The sequence below is a fragment of the Thioalkalivibrio sp. ALJ21 genome, assembly GCF_000378605.1.
GTDB lineage: Bacteria > Pseudomonadota > Gammaproteobacteria > Ectothiorhodospirales > Ectothiorhodospiraceae > Thioalkalivibrio.
In genome coordinates this window covers 807,560-830,693 of record NZ_KB905155.1, presented here as the reverse complement: position 1 = coordinate 830,693, position 23,134 = coordinate 807,560, and the positions used below count along the sequence as shown (strand labels likewise).

Here is a 23,134-nt window from a genome sequence, read left to right as displayed (position 1 = left end):
GCGCGCCCCACCTGTAACGAGGTGAGGTGCCAACCTGTAGCAAAAGCAATGCGTTACTGGCTCAGCAACTCGTCGTAGGGCGTGAAAGCGACCTGCGTGTTGCGTTCGCTGTTGTCGAGCTGTGCGAGCAGGGTCTGGCTCAGGCTCTTGAATTTCTCCAGTTCCTCGCCCGCGAGGGACTCGCTTTCGGGGAGTTCGACGCGCATCGGGTCGCGCGGCTGGTTGTTCACGTGGATTTCGTAATGCAGATGCGGCCCGGTTGAACGGCCGGTATTGCCGGATAGCGCGATACGGTCCCCGCGTTTCACGGTGTCTCCGACGCTGACCAGTTGCCGGTGCAGGTGGAGATAGCGAGTGGAGTATCCCTGTCCGTGCTCGATGACGATGAAACGCCCGGCATAGGGGTGGTTCTCGACTCGCGTGACGCGTCCATCGGCGGGCGCGTTCACGGGCGTACCAATCGGCATCGCGAAGTCGGTGCCGGAGTGGGGGGCCACACGACCCGTCACCGGATGCCGCCGACGCGGATCAAAACCGGAGCTGATGCGGTAATTGCCCGAGAACGGGCGACGATCGAACGGTGGCAAAAGGCTCTCGCCGTCCGGCGTGTAGAAGCGGCCGTTGGTATTACGCGCGGCGCGCACCGAAATGCGCTGACCTTCATAGTCAAACGCCAGCAGGCGCAGGTTGTGCGGGGTGTCGTCACCGACCAGGGTTTCCATCTCCAGCAGCAGGGTGAACTCGTCACCGCTGCGGGCATGGGTGCGCACCGGGAGGTAGCGATCCAGCAGCACGGCAATGGCACCGGCCGCGCGTGGCGAGAGATCGGTGCGCTCGGCCAGTGCGGCGGAGATATTGCCCTCGATCTCGGCGCTGATCACCATATGGCTGACTTCGCGACCGTTTTCGACTTCGCCCCGTTCAAAATCCCAACCGTCGTCTTCGCGGACCCACTCGTAGCCGCTGGCGCGGTCGGTCCACAGGCGCAGATGGGTCAGGTAGCCTTCCTCGTCGACCTGCCACTCGATCTCCTGCCCCGGGCGGATGCGATTGAGGATGGAGGCGTTCTCGTCGTCGTCCAGCAGGCGGTACAGGGTCGCCAGCGGCAGATCCCAGTCGCGTTGCCAGAGACTGGTCAGGCGTTCGCCCTGGTCTAGCGTATGGGTGTTCCAGTCCGAGCGATCGTCTTCCACCACGCGGTCGTCGCCTTCGTCGAGGTCGAAGGTTTCGTAGGAGGTGGGGTAGTCGGTCTCGTCGTCAAAGCCGGAATCATTAATCAAATCGGTCGCGTAGGCCACCTTGGTGGCTTCGGCATCGAAGTGCGAACCGGTGTGTTCGGCTGGCGCCGTATGGCGCGACTGCGAGAGACGCTCGACCTGACCATTCTGGCCATTGGAAGAAATGCTGGGGACCATCGGCGACATTTTGCCGTTGGACCCGGCCTGCAGCGCTGCAATGTCCAGCGGCTGAGAGGTTTCTGCGGGTTGCGAAGCGAGAAGGAGACTGGCACTGATCGCTACAGCGAGCCCGGCCGCGCCGAGAAGAAAGACGGGTGGAATCTTTCGTTTGACGCCCATATGGCCTCTACCCGGAAAAGTTTCCGCTTTATACCACGTTTTTTCCGGTAATAAACCCCCTCTTGCCCACGTTGCGCGGAGGCGCGGGCAGGGTGGCGTCGTCGCAGATGCATCAGGACCGGATCCCGATCCCCTTGTTCAACAGTATCAGGGCCGCCGTGTACAAGACCGCGATGAAGGCCACAATTACGGCAAACGAGACCATGATCGGGAAGTCACTGGACCCGAGGCTGCCGTAACGGAATCCGTCCACCATGTAGAGGATTGGATTGAGCATCGACACGCCCTGCCAGAACTCCGGGAGCAGGCTGACCGAATAGAACACGCCGCCCAGATAGGTCAGGGGCGTGAGCACGAAGGTGGGCACGATCGCGATGTCGTCAAAGGTGCGCGCGAACACGCCGTTGATCAGTCCGGCCAGCGCGAACAGGATCGAGGTGAGCAGGACCACGATCAGCATCACGCCTGCGTTGTGGATGCTCAGAGGGCTGAAGAACAGCGAGACCAGCAACACTGCCACGCCGACGCTGAGTCCGCGCGCCACACCCCCGAACACAAAACCCAGGATGATTACGCTGTTCGGAATCGGCGAGACCAGCATCTCCTCGATATGGCGCTGGAACTTGGAGCCGAAAAAGGACGAGACGACGTTCGAGTAGCTGTTGGTGATCACCGCGAGCATGATCAGCCCGGGGACGATGAAGTCCATGTAACGAAAGCCGTCCATGTCCCCGATGCGCTCGCCGATCAACCCCCCGAAGATGATGAAGTACAGGGCGGTGGTGATCACGGGCGGCAGGATGGTCTGCACCCAGATACGCGCGAAGCGCAGCACCTCCTTGGTCACAATGGTGCGAAAGGCGACCCAGTAGTCGTGCAGGTGACGCTCGCTCATTGCGGGTTCTCCGGCTGTTCGGCGGCGCCCTCGGCCCCCTGTGTCAGGTGGCTCGGGGCGGCGTCACTACGGGTCATGCGGAGAAACAGCTCTTCCAGCCGGTTCGACTTGTTGCGCATGCTCTGAACCCGCAGCCCTGCATGGTCCAGTACACGGAAGAGGTCGTTCAGGTGCTGCCCGCGCTTGATGTCGGCCTCCAGGGTCAGCTCGTCGATCTGGCGCAGCGGGATCTCGGAGTCGTGGGGCAGCTGCCGGACCGGCTCGCTGAGGTCCAGGACCATGGTCTCGGTCTCGAGCTTCGCGAGGAGCTGCTTCATTGTCGTGTTCTCGACGATCTGACCGTCATCGATGATTGCGATGTTGCGGCAGAGGGACTCCGCCTCTTCCAGGTAGTGCGTGGTCAGGATGATGCTGCGGCCATCGGTATTGATGCGTCGGAGAAAGTCCCACATCGAGCGGCGCAGCTCGATGTCCACCCCGGCCGTGGGTTCGTCCAGGATCAGCAGTTTGGGTTCGTGCACCAGGGCACGGGCGATCATCAGGCGCCGTTTCATCCCGCCGGACAGGGTGCGTGCCATGTCCTTGCGCTTCTCCCACAGTCCCAGCTCGCGCAGGTAGTGCTCGGTGCGGCGCCAGGCCTCGTGGCGCGGGATGCCGTAGTAGCCGGCCTGGTTCACCACGATCTCGCCGATCGGCTCGAAGTTGTTGAAGTTGAACTCCTGCGGGACCAGCCCGATCGAGCGCTTCACGGCCTGTTGATCGCGGTCGAGGTCGTGCCCGAACACGCGCACCTCGCCGGCCGTCTTGTTGATCAGCGAGGTGATGATGCCGATGGTGGTGGACTTGCCGGCCCCGTTAGGGCCGAGCAGGGCGAAGAAACTCCCGGGCGCAACCTCGAGATCGATGCCCTTGAGGGCCTCGAAGCCGTTCTTGTAGGTCTTGCGCAGGCCGCGAATTTCCAGCGCTGGTGTCATGCTCACATCCTGTGACGGTGGGTGTACCGGCCGGGGCGGCCGACGGGCGTTATTATGGCCGTTTTGACCGAGCCGGGAGGAAAGCCGCGTGGATTCTGCCTTTGTTGAAGCCGCCGACGATGCCATCGATCTGGTGCCCGTCACCACCGACACCCTGGAGTCCCGTCTCGAGGCGGCACCGCCAACCTGGCGCGCCTGGGCCGAGGCGGGGCGCTTCGAGGGCAAGGATGGGCAGGTCCTGCGCGTGCCGAACGAACGCGGACAGCTGACTGCGGTGCTGGTGGGGTTCGATGCCGAGACACCGCTGTGGATGCTGGCGGCTGCCGCCGAGACCCTGGCTACGGGCCATTATCGGCTCGAAACGGACGGGCTGGACCCGTTAACCCAGGAGCAGGCGGCGATTGGGTGGGGCCTGGGATGCTACCGCTTCGACCGTTATCGGGCGGTCGAGGATCGGTCGGCGCCCAGGCTGGTCTGGCCCGAAACGGTCGACCGCAAGCGGGTGGGGGCCTACATCGAGTCCATCGCCATGACCCGCGACCTGATCAATACCCCGGCCGCCGACATGATGCCGGCCAATCTGGCCCTGACCGCGCGCGAGCTGGCCGAGGCCTTTGGCTGCAGCCTGCACGTGGTCAGCGACAGCGACGCGCTGGAGAAGTCGTTCCCCTGCGTGTACGCGGTGGGCGAGGCGAGTGCACACGGCCCGCGGGTGATCGAACTCACCTGGGGCCCCGCGGGTGCCCCGTCCGTGGTGCTGGTGGGCAAGGGCGTCTGTTTTGATTCCGGAGGCCTGAACCTGAAACCGGGCAACTCCATGCGCCAGATGAAAAAGGACATGGGTGGGGCCGCGATCGTCCTTGGCCTTGCGCGTCTGATTATGGCGACGGAACTGCCGGTTCGGCTGACGGTACTGATCGGCGCGGTGGAGAACGCGGTGGGTTCGCGTGCGTTCCGCCCCGGCGATGTACTGACCGCGCGCAACGGCAAGACGATCGAGGTGGACAACACCGACGCGGAAGGGCGGCTGGTACTCGCGGACCTGCTGGATCGGGCCGGGAGCTTCCACCCGGACCTGCTGGTGGACTTCGCAACCCTGACCGGCGCGGCCCGCGTCGCGGTGGGGACCGAGATCAGCGCCGTCTTTGCCAGCGATGATGACTGGGCGAAGTCACTGGAAGCCCCGGCCAGGGCCTGGGACGACCCGGTCTGCCCGCTGCCGCTGCATGCCCCGTATCGCTACATGCTGGACAGCGATGTCGCTGACATCGTCAACAGCTCGACTGGTGGCTATGCCGGCGCGATCACGGCGGGGCTGTTCCTGAAGGAGTTCGTGCCGGAAGACGTGCCCTGGCTGCATTTCGACATCATGGCGTTCAACGTGCGCGCCCGGCCGGGCCGCCCCAAGGGGGGTGAGGCGATGGGGCTGCGCGCGCTGTACGGGGCGCTGGAAGGGCGCTACGCCCGCCAGAAAGCGTAAGCGGGATTTCAGCGAGACAGTCGCTCCATCGGGAAGGCAGCGGTATCGATGATCGCCTGGGCCAGGCCCTCGGCGTAGTGGCCGATTAGCGCCTGACCCAGCTCGGGAGTGGCGCGATCCGCGGCTCCCACCACGCCGCCGGGGTTGAGGTCGTCCGCCATCCAGGCGAACGTGGTTTCGCCGGTGGCGCTCAGGCGCCGGGTCGTGCCCTCGAGATCCTCGCCCAGGGAACGGGCGTCTTGCGCGCGATCCATCTGGACAAGTGTCGGTGCCAGCACGCGCATCATCGCGGTCTCGATCAGGCCGCCATGCAGCCCATGTCGACGCTCGTGCTCGGGGATGTCGAGGGTGTTCGGCAGGGGTTGCAGGAAGTAATGGTGCTTGGTGACCAGCAGTCCATGGTCCCGGCGCAGGTCCAGCGCGGCGAGCTCCATAATCGCGGTGTTGCCCCCGTGACTGTTGGCCAGCACCAGGCGGCGAAAGCCGGCATGGGCGACGGCCGCCCCGATCTCGCGCATCACGGCCAGCGCCGTTTCCGGTGTCAGGCTCAGCGTCCCGGCGAAATGGGTGTGTTCGGCACTGGTGGCGATCGCCATCGGCGGCAGTATCAGCGGCTCGAGGTCACCCGGGAGGCGTGGCGCCGCCGCATCCAGCAGGCCCTGGCCGATACGCAGGTCCGTGTCCAGTGGCAGGTGGGCGCCATGCTGCTCGATCGCGGCCATGGGCAGCAACACGACCGCGTCGCGACGGGCATGGTCGGCAACGGCCTCGGTGGTCAGGTCCTGCCAGCGGATCAGATTGCGGGTGTCCATTCAGGCAGCGTTGTCCGCGAGCGCCGCCCGGGTCAAGCCCCGCGCAGCCGGGCGTAGATGTCGCCGGAACCTACGCGCTCCACATGCTGGTCCAGCCAGGACCGTATGGCGTCCGCTGTCTGCCAGGTGTCGAATCGGAAGCGCCGCTGTTCACCCACGATCAGGTTGTACTCGTAGTCCCCCAGGGCGGTCAGTTGTGCAAGGCAGTCCTCGGTGACCTCTTCGGCACCGGCGACGAACTCGAAGGACAGCGCCGGGACGGGCAGGCTGAGCCCGCGCAGGACCTCCGCTTCCAGACCCTCGACATCGATCTTGCAGAAGTCCGGCAGTCCGTGATCGGCGATGAGCTGGTCCAGGGTGACCATCGGGACCGCGATCTGATCGTCCCAGGTCACCTTGCGGAAGCTGCGATTGCGTTTCGCGATTTCGCTTGTGAAACGTCGCGAGACCGAAGAAACGGTCGGGGTGCTGCGACTGACCTCCAGTTGCGCGGTACCATTCTCGGGCCCCACGGCCTCGCGGCGAACGCGCACGCCGGGGAGCCTGGAGGTCGCCTTGCGCAGCAGCCGCAGGATATGGGGCTGCGGCTCGAGCGCGATCACGCGCGCCCCGAGCGCGGCGAAGGCGCGGGTGCGATCCCCGATATGGGCACCGATGTCGAACACGAGATCATCGGGCCGCACGAATCCGGCGTAAAGGCGGCGCAGGCCGGCCTGACGCCCGGGTCGCCAGTAGATCGCCATGGAGCGCAGAGTGCCCAGCCATGCCTGCAGGCGCTGGAGGAGGCGGTTGCGCGCGGCGGTGTTCTCGGGAGTGTCCATGTCGGCAGGCTACCGGACGCGGAACGTGCCGGCCATCACGGGGTCCGACAGTAGGTCGATCACCGGGGATGGAGCCCCAGAAAGGAGAGTGGCATGCAGAGCAGAGGAATCCGACGGCGGGGCATTGGCGTAATGCTGGCCGCGATGCTGGCCGCGCCAGTGATGCCCGGCGTGGCCAGCGCGGCCTGTCCGGCCCCGGGACAGTGGGCGACGCCGGCCGGCGACGAACTGGACCGCGCGGAGCTGTTCGCCGAACTGGCACAGGCGGATGCGGTGCTCCTGGGCGAGCGCCACGATCGCATGGATCACCATCGCTGGCAGCTGGGAACTCTGGCAGCCCTGCACGGACAGCGCCCGGACATGGTGATCGGGCTTGAGATGCTGCCGCGCTCCGCGCAGCCGGTGCTGGATCAATGGGTGGCCGGCGAGCTGGACGCGGATGCGTTCCTGCGCGACAGCGACTGGTATACCCATTGGGGGTTCGATCCGGAACTGTACTGGCCGATTCTCCATTTCGCCCGTGTACATGACGTCCCGCTGGTGGCGCTGAACGCAGAACGTGCGCTGGTGCAGCGGCTCGGGCAGGAAGGCTGGGACGCGGTACCGGAGGACGAGCGCTACGGCGTCAGCCAACCGGCTGATCCGCCGGAGGCCTACCGCGAGTATCTGGTGGAGGTGATGGAACGCCATCCGGCGGGCATGGAGCGCGACTCCGATCGGTTCATCGGCTCACAGTTGGCCTGGGACCGCATGATGGCCGCCGGTATTGCCGAGATCCTGGAGGCTTCGGACGAGCCGCCGCTGGTGGTCGGGATCATCGGTTCCGGCCACCTGCAGTATGGTCATGGCGTGCCGCATCAGCTGGCGGATCTGGGCTTTGAGCAGGCCCCGGTCCTGCTGCCCCGTGAGTACCGGGAAGACTGTTCCGCGGCCGATCCGGATCTGGCCCGGGCGGTGTTCGGCATCACGGATGGGGATCGCTTTGACCGCGCTTCGCCGATGCTCGGCGTACAGCTGCGCGGCGACGAGGACGGCGGCGTGATCATCCAGGGCGTGCAGGCAGGCTCCGTGGGTGAGGCCGCAGGCCTGGAGGGGGGCGACCGAGTCCTTCGCGCCGGCGACCAGCCAGTGGAGCGTCCGTCGGATCTGCAACGGATCGTGCAGCGCGTGACCCCGGGTACGTGGCTGCCGCTGGAGATCGAGCGCAACGGCGAGGCCGAAGAGCGCGTAGCCCGATTCCCGTACGCCGAGTAAACGAGGGGGCAATATGCGCGCGGCATGGTGGATCTCGATTGGCCTTCTGGCATCGCTGGGCTTCGCGGTCTCTTCGGCCGCCGGTAACGACTACGCCGAACTCGATTCCGACTTCCCGCTCGGCCTGAGCGTGGACCTGCACCCGGGCGAATCGAGCTTCGACGGGCGTCTGACGCTGGACCTGGAGCTCCTGGACCGGGACCCGCCGAGCCGATTGCGCCTTGATCCCGCCATGGGGATTGATGCCGTGACCCTGGATGGTGAGCCCATCGAACACGAGCTGACCGAGTCGGGCTGGCTGGAACTGGGGAGTGTGCTGTCCGATCGCGATGCCGGGCTCCTGGTGATCGCGTATGGCGCGCGGTTGTCGCGGCCCGATCAGGCGCGTCCGGGCTCGGGATTCCTGGGCGAGGAGGCCGGGTTCCTGCCAGCGGGTGCGGGCTGGTATCCCGCGCTGGAGGACGAGCCCGTGCCCATGCGGATTCAACTGACAGTGGACGGTGGCCAGAAGGCCGTGGTCTCCGGCTCGCTGATCGATGACACGCGCGAGGGTGTGCGCTATCAAGCCCTTTACGAACACCCCGCTGCGCGCCATCTGGCGCTCGCCTCCGGCATTTGGGAGTTGGGCGTGATCGAGGGCGATGGGTGGCAGGTGCGCACCCTGTTCCCGCAGTCGCTGCATGAGGCCTTTGGCGAGACCTACCGCGAGAAGACCGCCGAATACATCGAGCGATTCGAATCCGAGATCGGGCCGTATCCGTACAGCAGCCTGACGGTGGCGGCCTCGCCGCAGCCGGTGGGGCTGGCGTTCTCCGGCTTTACGCTGCTCGGCGAACAGGTAATCCCGCTTCCGTTTATCCCGCACACCTCGCTGGGGCACGAGGTCCTGCACATGTGGTGGGGCACGGGGGTTTATGTCGACCGTTTGGGCGCGAACTGGTCGGAGGGGCTGACCACCTACATGGCGGACTACCAGTTCAAGCGCGAGGCGGGTGAGGGGCGCGAGGAGCGGGGACAGTGGCTGCGTGACTACGCGGCGCTTCCGGCGGACGAGGATCGCGCGCACGGTGAATACCAGGGCGGTAACCAGGGCGCGCGGCGCATCGCCGGCTATCACCGGGGCGCGATGATCTGGCGGATGCTGGAGGACTGGATTGGGCGCGAGGCGTTTCTGGAGGGTGCTCGCACGCTCTACCAAGATTGGAAAGGACGCGAGGCCGACTGGGATGCACTCATCGCGGCCTTCGATTCCGCCACCGACGAGGATCTGGAACCGTTCTTCCGCCAGTGGGTCGAGCGGCGCGGCGCGCCGGCGCTCGAGCTGGCCGATCTCGCCGTCGACCAGGACGAGAACGGGTGGACGCTGTCGGGCACGTTGCGTCAGTCCGGCGATGACGAACCCTGGGATCTGCGCGTACCGCTTGTGGTCGAGAGCGAACAGGGGTCGGAGACGTTCTGGCTGGCGCTGGCCGATAGTGAAAAGTCGTTCGTGGTCGAGCTGGATGCCGCGCCGTTGCGCGTCGCTGCGGACCCGGACTGGCGGCTGTTTCGCCATCTGGCCGATGACGAATCCCCGGCGATCCTGCGCCGCGCCGCACTGGACCCGGACACGCAGGTGATCGCGCTGGGTTCGGCGCGGCCGGTCGAGGTCGCGCCCTGGCTGGGGCGGGCACCCGAGCAGAGCCAGAACGTGGAAGGGACCCGTATCGTACTGGGCGAACCCAAATCGGTGCGCGAATGGCTCCGCGCCCGCGGCTGGCCGGAATCGCCGACGGCGATCGACAGTGATCTGCCCGAGTCCCCGGACGCGGCCGCCTGGGCCGTGCCCGGCGAGAATGTGATCGTGATTGCGGGTCCCGATGCGCAGCAACGCCGCGCACTGGCGGGCGAGCTGCGCCACCGGGCGCACTACAGCTATGTCCTGCTGGAGGGGGACGAGCGCAGCACCGGACACTGGGCCACGCCGGGGATCTGGAAGGAGCTGCAATGAAGGAGGCGTTCGCGCTGGATGCGCGCCTGCGCGCGGACACCTGGTTCGTTGCGGACTGGCCCCTGTCGACGCTACTGCTGATGGATCACGCGGCGATCCCGTGGTTCATTCTGGTTCCGCGTCGCGCAGGCCTGCGCGAGCTGCATGAGCTTGGGCCCGACGATGCGGCGATTCTGGCCCGGGAGTCTTCGGCCCTGGCGCGGGCGATGCAGGCGGCGTTTGAGCCCGAGACGCTGAATGTGGCCAAGCTCGGCAATATTGTCGGGCAGTTGCACCTGCACCATGTCGCCCGTCAGCCGGGCGATCCGGCCTGGCCGGGCCCGGTCTGGGGTGTCCCCGCCGAGCGGGGTCTGGAAAAGAACGAGGCCGAGGACCGCATGCAGCGGGTCCTCGGCCTCGTGGAAGGGCTCGGTTAGACCGGTTTAGAAGCGGTAGCCGACATTCATCCCGAAGGTCCACGGATCGATCTCGACCGTGCCGATACGCTGACCGTCCAGGCGGGCCGTGCTCTCGATATCGATCCAGCGCACCTCGGTGTTCAGGAACCAGTTGTCGTCCAGGGCGATGTCGATCCCGGCCTGCAGGGCGACACCCCAGGAATCGTCGAGGCGCAGGCGGCTGTCGGACAGCGCACCGCGGGTGGTCGTGTCAAAGAAGTGGGTGTAGTTCACGCCAGCCCCCAGGTATGGGCGGAACGCCGAGCCGGTGTTGAAGTGATACTGCAGGCTCAGGGTCGGCGGCAGGTGGCGGGTGTAGCCGACATTGCCCAGACCTTCCAGCGCGATGTCGTGCTTGAACGGGATCCCGACCAGCAGCTCCAGGCCCAGGTTGTCGGTGAACATGTAGGTCGCAGTGCCGGTCGGGCGCGTGCTGGAACCGACGTCCACGTTCAGGTCGGCCGGGGTCAGTTCGCCATTGTCGGATTTGGGCGAGATGTAGGTCAGGCCGCCGCGCAGCAGCCAGTCGCCGGCGGAGACATCCGCGCTGGCGGCAGTCGCATGGGCCGGGATCAGGGCCGCCGGGGCCAGCAGGCCGGCCAGGGCAAGGGCACGAAAGGTCAGGGTACGGCGCATGTTCGGTTCCTCCGACAATGTGAATGTTCGGAGGTACTATTGCCCGCCTCTCATTAGCGCTTGTTGATACAGATCATGCGCGACGTCGGTTTTCAGAACGGCAGCCGCTGGCCCTCGAAGTCGTAGAAGCTTCCGGAGTCCGTCGCGTCCAGACGATCCAGAACCTTCAGGAGTTCGCCGCTTGCGTATTCCGGTGCGAGCACCTCGGGAGCACGGGCCCGATAGGGCTCCGACAGGCGGGTTGCACAGGTCCCGGGCTGCAGGGCGATCACCGTGGCCTGGCGATGGCTGAAGCGCAGCTCCAGCGCTGTCGTGCGGACAATCTGGTTGAGCGCGGCCTTGGCGGCGCGGTAGCTCACCCAGCCGCCCAACTGGTTGTCCTCGATGGAGCCGACGCGGGCGGACAGGGTGGCCAGGATGCCCTTGCGCAGACGCGGCAACAAAGGTGCCAGGTGCTTGAACAGCAGGGCCGGGCCGATCGCGTTGATGGCAAACGAGCGCGCCATAATGGCCGGATCGAGATCGCGCAGACGCTTCTCCGGGCCGTGGCCGTCGATGGTCAGGATGCCGGTGGCGTCCAGGATTAGATCCCATTCGGGCGCTTGTTTGCGTAGCCAGCCAGCGGCGCGTTCGATGCTGGTTTCGTCGAGGAGATCGACGGGCGGTTCGCTGTGGCGGCCAAGTGCCACTACGCACCCGCAGTTCGGGTCTTTTTCAAGATGCTCAACAAACGCGGCGCCGAGCCCGCCCGTGGCACCGACGACCACGGCGCGATAGGGTATCTGCAGGGATTCCATACTGCCTGCGACCGCCGCGCGGGGAATTGATTCCGGGGCCATGCCTCGGCAAGGGAGCGCATGAACTTTCTCCACACGCTGGGCCATGCGGCGCGCAATCTGGCGCCCATCGTGATCGTGGTCGCGGTGTTCCAGGCACTGGTGCTGCGCACGGTGCCGGATGGCTTGCTGTCCATGGTGATCGGGCTGGCCATCGTGGTCTTTGGCGTGGCGCTGTTCCTGCAGGGCCTGGAGATGGGGATCTTCCCCATTGGCAAGAACCTTTCAAACGCGCTGGCACGACGCGGCTCGCTGCTGCTGCTGATGGCCTTCGGCTTCACCCTCGGCTTTGCCACGGTGATCGCGGAGCCGGCCCTGATCGCGGTCGCGGAGCAGGCGGAGCTGATCAGCGAGGGAAGGATCGAGGGCCTGGTCCTGCGCCTGATTGTCGCGCTGTCCGTGGGTGCCGTGGTCGCGCTGGGCATCTTGCGCACGGTCATGGGCCACCCGCTGCACTGGTACATCCTGACTGGCTACGTGCTGGTGGTGCTGGTGACCTTCTTTGCCCCCGAGGAGATCGTCGGTCTGGCCTATGACTCGGGCGGGGTCACCACGAACATCGTGACGGTGCCGCTGGTGGCGGCCCTCGGCCTGGGCCTGGCGGCGTCGATCAGCGGGCGCAACCCGCTGCGGGACGGCTTTGGGCTCGTGGCGCTGGCGGTGATGGTGCCGATGATCACGGTGCAGCTGTACGGGATCATCGTGTTTGCCGGTGCGGAGGTCGATGCCCCGGGCAATGGCGAGACCGCGGCCATGGACGCGGACACGGATCTTCCGGGCGCGGGCGAGGAACACTGGCTGTCCGCGATGGGTATGGATCTGTTGCTGATGCTGCGCGACGTGGCCCCGATCATCGCGGTGATCGTGGTGTTCCAGTACTTCGTGCTGCGCAAGCGCATCCCGTATCTGCCGCGCGTGATCTTCGGCTTCGTGCTGGTGGTGCTGGGCCTGTACGCCTTTGTGGTCGGGCTCAAGCTGGGCCTGTTCCCGATCGGCGAGAGCATGGCCGAGCAGTTGATTACCAACGAGCTGTTCCTGTGGGTCTACCTGTTCGCGTTCTCCATCGGCTTCGCGACCACGATGGCTGAGCCGGCATTGATCGCGATTGGGCAGAAGGCCGAGGAAGCCGCGCGCGGTTCTCTGCGCGGCAATGTCATCCGCATCCTGGTCGCGCTGGGCGTGGCCATCGGCATCACCATCGGTGTCCACCGCATCCTGGCCGGGGACTCGATCCATCACTACATCATGGGCGGTTACCTCCTCGTGATCGTGCTGACGATCCTCGCGCCCAAGCAGATCGTGGCGCTCGCCTTTGACCTGGGGGGGGTCACGACGTCCGAGGTGACGGTACCTCTGGTGACGGCCCTCGGGATCGGCCTGGCCACCCATCTGGAAGACCGCAATGTCCTGATCGACGGCTTCGGCCTGATCGCCTTCGCGTCGATCTTCCCCATCGTCACCGTGATGGTCTACGCCATCCTGGTGGACATCTACGAGCGCTGGACTGGCAGGGGCGGCGCGCAACAGGAGGATTCACCATGAGATTTTCGGCATTGATCGCCGTGCTTCCGGATGACCTCGAGCAGCGGGCCATCGAGACGGCCAAGGCCGCGGGCGCCGGCGGCGTCACGATTATGGATGCCCGCGGTATCGGCGCGGAGGCACGCAAGACGTTTCTGGGCATGACCTACGAGGGCAGCCAGTCGGTGCTGATGTGGGTACTGGAAAAGAAGGTCGCGCTGAACGTGCTCAAGGCCGTCAGCCAGGACCTGGAACTCGAAGGCGACCCGCGCGGCGTGGCGTTCACTGTGGATATCGCCCACCTGGCCGGGATCGGGCGCAAGCAGATCGAGCAGTTCCAGGAACACGTGAAGGAAGAAATCTGAGAGGACTCGAGCATGCTGGTAAGCGACATCCTGAAGCCCAATGTGATTACCGTGTCGCCGCTCGCGCCGCTGCGCGAGGCGATGCAACTGATGCGGCGGCACAACGTGAAGTCCCTGGTGGTGGACAAGCAGCACGAGCACGACGCCTACGGGATTATCACCTACACAACAATCCTGAAGACCATCGTGGCGGAGGAGGGCGATATCGACCTCTCCAATGTCTATGATGTCTGTGCGAAGCCAGTGATCACCGTGCCGGCCGAGATGGACGTGAAGTACGTGGCGCGGCTGATGGTCAATCAGGGCATCCGGCGCCTGGTTGTGCTGCGGGGCAATACCCTGGAAGGAATCGTCACCACCAGCGATATCGTGGGCTCGATTCTCGAAATGGCGGATATGGAATGAACCTCCATGCCGCGGGACACTCGGACCGGTAGTGCCGGTCCCAGGCTAATCCATTTCAAAGGAGTCCCGTGGCCACTGTCGCGTACATCGAGGGGTTCGAGAAACTCCGGCTGCTGGATGCAGCCATCGACCAGTCGCGCCACTCCGTTCTGATCACGGACGCGGACCTCGATGACGGGCCGCGCATTGTCTACGTGAATGCCGGATTCGAACAGATGACGGGATACGCGGCGGGCGAGGTGCTGGGCGAGACGCCGCGCCTGCTGCAGGGCCCGCGGACATCACGCGTGATCCTCGACCGCCTGCGCGCTGCACTCAGTGCAGGCGAGACCTTCGATGGCGAGGCCATCAACTATCGCAAGGACGGCAGCACGTACGTGGTGCGCTGGCATATCTCCCCCGTGTATGCCGAAGAGGCGCCCAAACGAATCACCCACTACGTGTCCCTGCAGCAGGACGTGACGGATGAACGGGCGCGCGACGAGCAGCTAAGGCTGTTGTCGACGGCGGTCGAGGTGTCCGGGGATCCGGTGCTGATTACCGATCCGGAAGGCACGATCACCTACGTCAATGCCGCGTTCGAGGAGCTGATGGGCTACTCGCGCAGCGAGGTGCTGGGCGAGAATCCCCGGCGTTTCAAGTCGGGCCGCCAGGATGCGGCCTTTTATCTGGGCATGTGGCGGGCCCTGGAGCGCGGCGAGACCTTCCGGGGCGAGTTCGTGAACCGGCGTCGCGATGGATCCCTGATCCATCTGGAGCAGACGATCACCCCGGTGCTCGATGACCACGGCGAGATCTCGCATTACGTCGCGCTGGGCAAGGACGTGACCGACCGGGTGCGCATGGAGGACGAGATCCGCCGTGTGGCGCATACCGACTGGCTGACTGGCGTCGCGAACCGGCTAAGCCTCGGGAACACGCTGGAGGCGGAGATCGAGCGCAGCCAGCGCTATGGTCGTCCGCTGAGCCTGATCATGTTCGATCTGGATCACTTCAAGGCGGTAAATGATCAGTACGGCCACGAGGCGGGAGATGAGGTCCTCAAGGCGCTGGCGCAAACGGTGAGCGCGGAGTTGCGCGACGCGGACACCCTGGGTCGCTGGGGTGGCGAGGAGTTCATCATCGTGGTGCCCGAGACGCGGCTGGTCGGGGCGACGGCCCTGGCCGAGAAACTGCGCCAGGCCATCTCCACCATGAGCGTGCCCGGGGTGCCAAGTGTGACGGCGAGCTTCGGGGTCGCCGAACTCGCCTCCGGTGACAGTGCCAAGCTCCTCGCGCGGCGCGCGGACGAGGCCATGTACCAGGCCAAGCAAGCAGGGCGTGATCGGGTCGTGGCCCTGTAGGGCAGCGGATTATTCAGACACAAAAAAGGCCGGCAGACGCCGGCCTTTTTCATGCGTGCGCGGACGCGCCGTTCACGGCTTATCCGCGGCGACGCAGCACCCAGATTTCCAGCAGGGCCCAGTCTTCGCCGGGGTAGTTTTCCTGCTCCAGCGGCGACAGACGACGGTGACGGGTCGCGGTACTGCCGACAAAGTCCAGACGATTCAGCAACAAACGCTTGGTGGCGTCCGCTTTTTCTAGTGCGAAGGGGTTGAGAAAATTCACCAGCATGTAGCCTTCGCCCTTGCCGCGCGCGAAGGCGTCCACCAGGCTCTCGATGGCCGGCGGATCCAGATAGACCAGCGACGCGGTGGAGATGACGATGTCCGCCTCTTCCATCGACTGCTCGATCGCGTTGCGCGTCTCGGCGTCGGCCTGGTTCAGGTCGGCCTCGAAGGTCTGGTCGAACAGACCCGCGCTCTTGCCGTAGGCCAAGGCGTTGCCGGAGATGTCGATCCCGGTCGTCTTGATGGGCAGGCGGCGCGGGGCGGCGACCGTCTTGCAGGCCTGTTCATCGGCCCAGTTGGCGCGGATTGCCTCGACATCCATGCCGTGCACGGCCGCCATGGTGGTATTGCCAAAGCAGCAGCACAGGTCGACGTAGTTCAGGGTCTTGCCCGCGTCGGCCTGCTGCTGTGCCCAGGGGAGAATCAGCCGGTCGAAGGTTTGCCGGTTGAAGTCGTCGGAGATGTAATCGAGCGCGTCGATGATGCGCTCCTTGAACGGCACCGGGGTCTCGGCGACGTAGATATCGTCGAAATGCTGCTTCTTCTCCTCGGTCTTCACTTGCGGCTCACTCATCGGCTTCTCCTCGTTTGATAAACCCACCATGGTCGGGGGTATGGCTCCTGATCGTCAAGTAACGGCACTCGCCTCGTTGTAACCCCCGTCGCATCATGCCGCGGCTCTGCTATGTATCATGAGGAGAAAGGAGTGCGCGCTGCCGGCGGGGCCGGGAGTCGGAGGGGGCCGGAAGGGAACTGCATGAAGATCGATTGCTTCAAGGCGTATGACGTACGTGGCCGCGTGCCGGATCAACTCAACCCCGAGGTGGTATATGCCATCGGACGTGCCTTTGCCGAAGAGGTCCGACCCGGCCGCACGGTGGTTGGACACGACATCCGTCTCTCCAGCCCGGCCCTGGCCCAGGCCCTGAACGAAGGGCTCACCGCCGGCGGTAGTGATGTCGCCGACATCGGCCTGTGCGGGACCGAAGAGGTCTACTTTGCGACTGCGCACTACGGGGCTGGTGGCGGGGTGATGGTTACCGCGAGCCACAACCCACTGGATTACAACGGGCTCAAGCTCGTGCGCGGCGAGGCGCGACCGATCAGCGGGGATTCCGGGCTGCACGCGATTCGGGCATGCGCGGAGCGCGGGGACTTCCGCCCCATGCCGCAGGGCCAGGTACATCCGCTGGACCACCGGCCCGACTACATCGTCCGGCTGTTGGCATCGGTCGACCGCGAGGCGCTGCCGAAGCTGCGCGTAGTCGTAAACCCGGGTAATGGCGGTGCGGGCCCGGTGCTGGAGGCACTGGAACCGCATCTGCCGTTCGAGCTGATCCGCGTGAACTTCGATCCGGATGGCCATTTCCCCAAAGGCATCCCCAACCCGTTGCTGCCGGAGAACCGAGCGGCCACGGCCGATGCCGTGCGCCAGCATGGCGCGGATCTGGGTGTGGCCTGGGATGGCGACTTCGACCGCTGCTTCCTGTTCGATGCAGCGGGGCAGTTCATCGAGGGCTATTACATCGTGGGACTTCTGGCGCAGGCCTGTCTGGAAGGGCACCCCGGCGAGCGGATCGTCCACGACCCGCGGCTGACCTGGAACACCATCGAGATGGTGCGGGCCGCCGGAGGCGAGCCCGTCCAGTCCAAGACGGGGCATGCCTTCATGAAGGAGCGCCTGCGCCACGAAGATGCCATCTACGGTGGTGAGATGAGCGCGCACCACTACTTTCGCGACTTTTACTACTGCGACAGCGGGATGCTGCCGTGGCTACGGGTCGCCGAGTTGATGGGGCGCCGTGGCCAGTCGCTGGGCGAAATGGTGGCCGAACGCATGGCGCGCTACCCCTGCAGTGGCGAGCTGAACTTCGAGGTCACGGATGTTGAGGCTGCAACCAATCGCGTCCTCAAGGCCCTTGAGGGCCAGGGTGGGGCGGAGGATCACACCGACGGGGTCAGCCTTGAGTTCCCGGACTGGCGCTTCAACCTGCGCAGCTCCAACACCGAGCCGCTGCTGCGGCTGAACGTCGAGACCCGCGCCGACCCGGCCCTGCTGGAGCGGCGCGTGGAAGAGCTTTCCCGCCTGATACGGGGATAAAACGATGGCGCCTGCCGATATCCAGAACCAACTACAGCCGGTGATCCTGGCCGGCGGTACCGGCACGCGGTTGTGGCCGGTGTCGCGCAGCCATTACCCGAAGCAGTTCCTGCCCCTCACCGGCGACCAGACGCTGCTGCAGCAGACCGTGGGGCGGCTGGAGGGCCTGCAGGCAGCGTCACCATTGGTGCTGGCCAACGTCGAGCACCGCTTTCTGGCCGCCGAACAATTGCGGGCGATTGGTGTCGAGCAGGCGCGCATCCTGCTGGAGCCGGAAGGACGCAACACGGCCCCGGCGATTGCCCTGGCCGCGCTGCAGGCCCGCGCGGAAGGGCGCGACCCCTTGCTCCTGGTCCTGGCCGCCGATCACCACATCGGGGATGCCGATGCCTTCCAGGCTGCCGTGGGTCGCGCCGTGGCGCTGGCGGAGGCCGGCTATTTGGTCACCTTCGGCATCGTGCCCGTGACGCCCGAGACCGGCTACGGCTATATCCAGCAGGGCGAGTCGCTGGGCGAGGCCGGTGCACGGGTCGCGCGTTTTGTCGAAAAGCCCGATGCCGCCACCGCGCGCGAGTATCTGAGCCAGGGGGACTATCTCTGGAACAGCGGCATGTTCGTGTTCCGCGCCTCGCAGTATCTACAGGAGCTGGAGCGCTTCGAGCCCGAGATCGTGACGGCCTGTCAGTCCGCGCTGGAGGGCGCGCGCGAGGACCTCGATTTCCTGCGCGTGGACCCGGAGTCGTTTGCTCGGGCCCCGAACATCTCGGTGGACTACGCCGTAATGGAGCGCACCGACCGCGCGGCGGTTACGCCCCTGGCCGCCGGCTGGAGCGATATCGGGTCCTGGTCCGCGCTGGCCGGGGTACGCGGCACCGACGCGCAGGGCAACACCCTGCGCGGCGATTGCCTGCTGGAGGACAGCGAGGGCTGCGTGGTCGATGCCGACGGCCTGCTGGTTGCGGGGATCGGCCTGCGAAACCTCGCGGTGGTCGCCACCCGTGATGCGGTGCTGGTGGCGGATCGTGACCGCGTGCAGGACGTCAAGCGCATCGTCGAACGGCTGAAGTCGGACAACCGCAGCGAGCATGTGGACCACCCGGCGGTGTATCGCCCCTGGGGCTGCTACGAGTGTGTCGACGTCGGGCGGCGCTATCAGGTCAAGCGCATTACCGTAAAACCCGGGGCGAAGCTCTCGCTGCAGATGCATCACCACCGCGCGGAACACTGGGTGGTCGTCAGCGGCACCGCGCGGGTGCGCAACGGCGAAGAGACCTATCTGGTGACGGAGAACCAGTCCACCTATGTGCCGATCGGGCAGATCCATTCGCTGGAGAACCCGGGCGCGATCCCGCTGGAGCTGATCGAAATCCAGTCCGGCAGCTATCTGGGCGAGGATGACATCGTGCGGCTGGAGGACCTCTACGGCCGCGTCTGAATACCGCCCGAGGAACAATCCCTCGTACTAGCCGAAGTCGCGGGAGCGGGTGGTCAGCTCGCCCAGCCAGGCGCTGCGGTCGATCAGGCGCTGCACGATCAGGTGGCCGACCCCCTCGCTGTACTGCCATTCCCCGTGGGCCTCCAGCAGGCGCCCGTGCAGGACCTCGGCGCGAAAGCGCTCCACCCGGTCCGGCCAGACGATCAGGTTCAGCGTGCCGCTCTCGTCCTCCAGGGTCAGGAACACCGTGCCGTTGGCCGATCCCGGCCGCTGGCGGGTGATCACAAGGCCGGCATAGCGGGCGCCCGGGTGCCCGGGGCACTCCAACAGCCGGGCGGCGGTGCGTAGTCGCTTGCGTTCCAGGAACGGGCGCATCAGCGCCAGCGGGTGCGGGCCCAGGCTCAGGCCCTGGGTGGCGTAGTCCTGCACCAGATCATCCACCGCATCCGGGCGCGGCAGTAGCGGGGTCACGTCGGACTCGCGCACTGTGTCGGCCGGGGCGTCGGCGAACAGGGGCAGGGGTTCCTCCACCGCCTCGGTCGCCCAGCGCGCCTGGTGGCGGTTGCCGGCCAGGCCCTTCAGGGCGTCGGCGCGGGCCAGGCGGTTGGCCTGAGCGCGGGTGAGTGCAGCGCGGGCGACCAGGTCCGGCACGTCCGCGAACGGGCGCTCGGTGCGCGCGGCGACGACACGCTCGGCCACGGCCTGTGCGAGCCCGCCGACCCGGTTCAGGCCCAGGCGCAGCGCCAGCGCGTCGCTCCCGGCCACCGCTTCCACCGTGCAGTCCCAGTCACTGCAGCGCACATCCACCGGGCGCACCTCCACGCCGTGGCGGCGCGCGTCGGCGACGATCTGTGCCGGGGCGTAGAAGCCCATCGGCTGGCTGTTCAGCAGGGCGCAGGCAAAGATCGCCGGTTCGTGGCACTTGAGCCAGGACGAGACCCAGGTGATCAGCGCAAAGCTGGCCGAGTGCGACTCGGGAAAGCCGTATTCGCCAAAGCCGAGGATCTGCTTGTAGAGCTGCTCGGCGAACTTCTCCGGATAGCCGCGCTGCCGCATGCCGTCCATCAGGCGTTCGCGGTAGCGTGCGAGCTGGCCGGTACGGCGCCAGGCTCCGATCGCCCGGCGCAGCCCGTCCGCCTCGCCGGCGGAGAAGCCGGCCGCGACCATCGCCAGTTCGATCACCTGTTCCTGGAAGATCGGCACCCCCAGGGTGCGTCCGAGCACGCGCTTCACCTCTTCGTTCGGGTAGCGCACCCGCTCCGGGTGGGCGCGGCGCTTCAGATACGGGTGCACCATCTCGCCCTGGATCGGACCGGGACGCACGATGGCGATCTCGATCACCAGGTCGTAGAAGTTCGCCGGCCTCAGGCGCGGCAGCATGCTCATCTGCGCGCGCGACTCGATCTGGAACACACCCAGGGTGTCGGCCTTCTGCAGCATGCGGTAGACCGCCGGGTCCTCGGCGGGGATGTCGGCCAGGCCCCAGTCGCGGCCCCGGTGGCGCGCCATCAGCTCCAGCGCACGGCGCACGCAGGAGAGCATCCCCAGCGCCAGCACGTCGATCTTCAACAGCCCCACCGCGTCGAGGTCGTCCTTGTCCCACTGGATCACCGAGCGTTCCGGCATCGCGGCATTCTCGATCGGCACCAGCTCGTCCAGCCGGCCCTCGGCGATCACGAAGCCGCCGGTGTGCTGCGACAGGTGGCGGGGGAAGCCGCGCAGCTCGGCGGTCAGCGTCTGCCACTGCCGGGCCAGGGCGCCGTCCGGGTCCAGCCCAACCTCGCGCAGGCGCTCGGCGGGGATGCCGTCGTCCCACCAGGCGAGGTTGGCGGTCAGCGCATCCAGCCGCGCGCGCGAGATGCCCAGGGCGCGGCCGACGTCGCGCAGGGCGCTGCGCCGGCGGTAGCGGATTACCGTACAGGCCAGCGCCGCGCGCTCGCGGCCGTAGCGCTGGTAGATGTACTGGATCACTTCCTCGCGGCGCTCGTGCTCGAAGTCGACATCGATATCCGGCGGCTCGCCACGCTCGGCGGAGATGAAGCGCTCGAACAGCATGCTGGAGCGCGAGGGATCCACCGCCGTGATCCCGAGGGCATAACAGACCGCGGAATTCGCCGCCGAGCCGCGCCCCTGACACAGGATCCCGCGGCCGCGGGCAAAGCGCACGATGTCGTAGACCGTCAGGAAGTAGGGCTCGTAGCCGAGCTGCGCGATGATCTCGAGCTCGCGCTCGATTTGTTCGGACACCTTCGGCGGGATGCCGTCGGGCCAGCGCCCGCGTGCGCCCTTCAGGGTCTCCTCGCGCAGATAGGCGGCCGGGCTCGTGTCCCGGGGCAGGGGATCGGTCGGATAGCGGTAGGTGACCGCGTCCAGCGAGAAGTCGCAGTCCTGAGCGATGCGCACACTGGCCGCGAGCCAGCGGGCGGGATACAGCGCCGCCAGGTCGTCGCGTGGGCGCAGGCAGCGCTCGCCGTTGGGGAAGCGCGCCGGGGCCGCCTCGGCAACCGTGGTGCGCAGGCGCAGCGCGGTCAGCACGTCCTGCAGGGCACGCCGGCCGCGAGAGTGCATGTGTACATCGCCGCAAGCGACGATCGGGAGTCCCGTCGTCTCGGCGAGCTGCCGTGCGCGGTTCGCGAGCGTGGCATCTTGCGGCGTGCGCAGCTGGCTGACCGCCAGATGGGCCTGCCCCGGCGCGGCCCATCCGGCCAGCCAGTGGGCTGCTTCGGCGAGCGTTGGCTCCGCGATCTCGGGTTCGATGCGCAGCAGGACGTGCCAGCCGGTACGGGCCTCGGCGGGCAGGGCGTCGAGGTCCGCCTGTGTCAGGTGGTAGTGCCCCTTATCCGCCGCCCCGCGCGCCCGGGTGATCAGACGGCACAGCGCGGCATAGCCCGCCGCATTGCGTACCAGCAGGGTCACGGCGGGGCCGTCCGCCAGCCGGAAGGTCGCCCCCAGGATCAGGTGCAACCCGCAGTCCTTCGCCGCCGCGTGCGCGCGGACCACGCCGGCCAGCGAGGCGATATCGGTCAGCGCCAGCGCGCGATAGCCCAGCGCCCGGGCCCGCTCCACCAGCTCCTCCGGGTGCGAGGCCCCGCGCAGGAACGAGAAGTTGCTGACCACCGTCAGCTCGGCGTATTCCGGCGGTTTGGGGGCAGTCGCATCCATATACTGTTTATATAAACAGTATATGGGGTTGGCAAGAAACCCTGGCTTCGAGCCGGTGCGCCGGCTCCGGTATGGTAGGCCCGCTACCCGCCGATCCCAGTGACGAATCCCCTATGCGCAGCGCCCTCTACAACCTGCTGATCCTCCGCCTTACCTCGCAGTGGTATGCCGAGGTAATGCGGCGGCTGCCGGACGGGGCGGCTCTGCTGGACGTAGGCATCGGCACCGCCGGCGCGCTGCTCGCCAATGCCGCCACGGCGCGCGCGAAGGGGCTCGTCATCACGGGGATCGATATCGACGCCGACTACATCAAGCACGCCCGGCAAGCCCTGCGCGAGTCGTCCCTGGCCGATCGTGCCGAGGCCCGACTCGAATCTATCTACGACCACACGGGCGGCCCGTACGACGCGATCTATTTCTCCGCCAGCTTCATGGTCCTGCCGGACCCCGAAGGCGCACTGCGCCACTGCCGCAGCCTGCTGAAACCGGACGGGAAGGTCTTCTTCACCCAGACCTTCCAGACCTGCCCCTCCCGCTGGATGGAGCGCTTCAAGCCCCTGCTCAAGCGCATCACGACCATCGACTTCGGCCGCGTGACCTACGAAGAAGCGTTTCGGGAGCAGGTGGCGGGAGCGGGGTTCGCGATCGACGAGTTCACCACGCTCGGACGCCACGGCCCGCGCGCATCCGTCCTAGCCATCGCCCGACCCGCCAGCTCCGACTGAAAGCACGTCGGTTCCTCGGCGAGGCTGGGCTCTACCCACTGTAGGAGGCGAGCCCTCTCGCCGATCGGGCGTGCCCGGTGCCCCATCGCCCAGGGGGC

20 protein-coding genes are annotated in these 23,134 nt (G+C 66.6%); 11 read left to right on the top strand and 9 right to left on the bottom strand.

Annotation, left to right across the window (positions count from 1 at the left end; genetic code table 11):
- Nucleotides 1–53: 53 nt before the first annotated feature.
- From F579_RS0103850 to F579_RS0103840, 3 genes are all read right to left on the bottom strand, one after another.
- Nucleotides 54–1,577 (bottom strand): peptidoglycan DD-metalloendopeptidase family protein, encoded by a 1,524-nt coding sequence (locus F579_RS0103850; protein WP_369699492.1) that lies wholly within the window; start codon nucleotides 1,575–1,577, stop codon nucleotides 54–56.
- A 112-nt stretch (nucleotides 1,578–1,689) separates the two neighbouring features.
- Entirely contained in the window at nucleotides 1,690–2,472 is a 783-nt protein-coding gene (locus F579_RS0103845; RefSeq protein WP_019024191.1) for an ABC transporter permease, read from the bottom strand.
- Nucleotides 2,469–3,446, bottom strand: a complete 978-nt coding sequence (locus F579_RS0103840) for an ABC transporter ATP-binding protein (protein WP_019024192.1) — start codon at nucleotides 3,444–3,446, stop codon at nucleotides 2,469–2,471. The genes F579_RS0103845 and F579_RS0103840 overlap by 4 nt, the downstream gene beginning before the upstream one ends.
- 88 nt (nucleotides 3,447–3,534) lie before the next feature.
- Between F579_RS0103840 and F579_RS0103835 the strand changes: the two genes are divergently transcribed.
- Nucleotides 3,535–4,926 (top strand): M17 family metallopeptidase, encoded by a 1,392-nt coding sequence (locus F579_RS0103835; protein ID WP_019024193.1) that lies wholly within the window; start codon nucleotides 3,535–3,537, stop codon nucleotides 4,924–4,926.
- Between the two features lie 8 nt (nucleotides 4,927–4,934).
- Here the strand turns inward: F579_RS0103835 and F579_RS0103830 are convergent, their stop codons facing one another.
- Nucleotides 4,935–5,738, bottom strand: a complete 804-nt coding sequence (locus tag F579_RS0103830) for a creatininase family protein (RefSeq protein ID WP_019024194.1) — start codon at nucleotides 5,736–5,738, stop codon at nucleotides 4,935–4,937.
- Nucleotides 5,739–5,770: 32 nt separating this feature from the next.
- On the bottom strand, nucleotides 5,771–6,559 hold the full coding sequence (locus tag F579_RS0103825) for an FkbM family methyltransferase (protein WP_019024195.1): 789 nt from the start codon (nucleotides 6,557–6,559) through the stop codon (nucleotides 5,771–5,773).
- A gap of 132 nt (nucleotides 6,560–6,691) precedes the next feature.
- On the opposite strand from F579_RS0103825, the gene F579_RS0103820 reads away from it, so the two are divergent.
- From F579_RS0103820 to F579_RS0103810, 3 genes are read left to right on the top strand one after another with little or no spacing between them, the layout of a single operon-like run.
- Nucleotides 6,692–7,813 (top strand): ChaN family lipoprotein, encoded by a 1,122-nt coding sequence (locus tag F579_RS0103820; protein ID WP_019024196.1) that lies wholly within the window; start codon nucleotides 6,692–6,694, stop codon nucleotides 7,811–7,813.
- 13 nt (nucleotides 7,814–7,826) lie between these two features.
- On the top strand, nucleotides 7,827–9,803 hold the full coding sequence (locus F579_RS0103815; protein WP_019024197.1) for a M1 family metallopeptidase: 1,977 nt from the start codon (nucleotides 7,827–7,829) through the stop codon (nucleotides 9,801–9,803).
- Nucleotides 9,800–10,219 carry an HIT domain-containing protein gene (locus tag F579_RS0103810; protein WP_019024198.1) on the top strand — a complete coding sequence of 140 codons (420 nt, stop codon included), beginning with the start codon at nucleotides 9,800–9,802 and terminating at the stop codon, nucleotides 10,217–10,219. The genes F579_RS0103815 and F579_RS0103810 overlap by 4 nt, the downstream gene beginning before the upstream one ends.
- A 6-nt stretch (nucleotides 10,220–10,225) precedes the next feature.
- Here the strand turns inward: F579_RS0103810 and F579_RS0103805 are convergent, their stop codons facing one another.
- Together F579_RS0103805 and F579_RS0103800 are read right to left on the bottom strand one after the other, a co-directional pair.
- Nucleotides 10,226–10,876, bottom strand: coding sequence for an OmpW family protein (locus F579_RS0103805; RefSeq protein WP_019024199.1), 651 nt, complete (start codon nucleotides 10,874–10,876; stop codon nucleotides 10,226–10,228).
- 92 nt (nucleotides 10,877–10,968) lie between these two features.
- The gene (locus F579_RS0103800; protein ID WP_019024200.1) at nucleotides 10,969–11,673 is read right to left on the bottom strand and encodes an SDR family NAD(P)-dependent oxidoreductase; all 705 of its coding nucleotides are present in this window, start codon (nucleotides 11,671–11,673) and stop codon (nucleotides 10,969–10,971) included.
- Between the two features lie 60 nt (nucleotides 11,674–11,733).
- Between F579_RS0103800 and F579_RS0103795 the strand changes: the two genes are divergently transcribed.
- The 4 genes from F579_RS0103795 (at nucleotide 11,734) to F579_RS0103780 (ending at nucleotide 15,346) form a co-directional block, all read left to right on the top strand.
- Complete coding sequence (locus tag F579_RS0103795; RefSeq protein WP_019024201.1) at nucleotides 11,734–13,254, top strand: DUF1538 domain-containing protein; 1,521 nt, start codon at nucleotides 11,734–11,736, stop codon at nucleotides 13,252–13,254.
- The gene (locus F579_RS0103790; protein ID WP_019024202.1) at nucleotides 13,251–13,598 is read left to right on the top strand and encodes a hypothetical protein; all 348 of its coding nucleotides are present in this window, start codon (nucleotides 13,251–13,253) and stop codon (nucleotides 13,596–13,598) included. Before F579_RS0103795 ends, F579_RS0103790 begins: the two co-directional genes overlap by 4 nt.
- A 12-nt stretch (nucleotides 13,599–13,610) precedes the next feature.
- On the top strand, nucleotides 13,611–14,003 hold the full coding sequence (locus F579_RS0103785; RefSeq protein ID WP_018139706.1) for a CBS domain-containing protein: 393 nt from the start codon (nucleotides 13,611–13,613) through the stop codon (nucleotides 14,001–14,003).
- Nucleotides 14,004–14,071: 68 nt separating this feature from the next.
- Nucleotides 14,072–15,346, top strand: coding sequence for a diguanylate cyclase (locus tag F579_RS0103780; protein WP_019024203.1), 1,275 nt, complete (start codon nucleotides 14,072–14,074; stop codon nucleotides 15,344–15,346).
- A 79-nt stretch (nucleotides 15,347–15,425) separates the two neighbouring features.
- Here F579_RS0103780 and F579_RS0103775 read toward each other — a convergent pair whose 3' ends face one another.
- Nucleotides 15,426–16,187, bottom strand: a complete 762-nt coding sequence (locus F579_RS0103775; RefSeq protein WP_019024204.1) for a class I SAM-dependent methyltransferase — start codon at nucleotides 16,185–16,187, stop codon at nucleotides 15,426–15,428.
- Between the two features lie 183 nt (nucleotides 16,188–16,370).
- Here F579_RS0103775 and F579_RS0103770 point away from each other — a divergent pair, with 183 nt between their 5' ends.
- Nucleotides 16,371–17,714 (top strand): phosphomannomutase/phosphoglucomutase, encoded by a 1,344-nt coding sequence (locus tag F579_RS0103770; RefSeq protein WP_019024205.1) that lies wholly within the window; start codon nucleotides 16,371–16,373, stop codon nucleotides 17,712–17,714.
- A gap of 4 nt (nucleotides 17,715–17,718) precedes the next feature.
- Nucleotides 17,719–19,149: a mannose-1-phosphate guanylyltransferase/mannose-6-phosphate isomerase gene (locus F579_RS0103765; protein WP_019024206.1), complete on the top strand. Its 1,431-nt coding sequence runs from the start codon at nucleotides 17,719–17,721 to the stop codon at nucleotides 19,147–19,149.
- Nucleotides 19,150–19,176: 27 nt separating this feature from the next.
- Here F579_RS0103765 and F579_RS0103760 read toward each other — a convergent pair whose 3' ends face one another.
- A complete protein-coding gene (locus F579_RS0103760; RefSeq protein ID WP_019024207.1) occupies nucleotides 19,177–22,311 on the bottom strand; it encodes an error-prone DNA polymerase in 3,135 nt (1,044 codons plus the stop codon).
- A gap of 113 nt (nucleotides 22,312–22,424) precedes the next feature.
- Between F579_RS0103760 and F579_RS0103755 the strand changes: the two genes are divergently transcribed.
- Nucleotides 22,425–23,036: a bifunctional 2-polyprenyl-6-hydroxyphenol methylase/3-demethylubiquinol 3-O-methyltransferase UbiG gene (locus F579_RS0103755; protein ID WP_019024208.1), complete on the top strand. Its 612-nt coding sequence runs from the start codon at nucleotides 22,425–22,427 to the stop codon at nucleotides 23,034–23,036.
- Nucleotides 23,037–23,134: the final 98 nt, after the last annotated feature.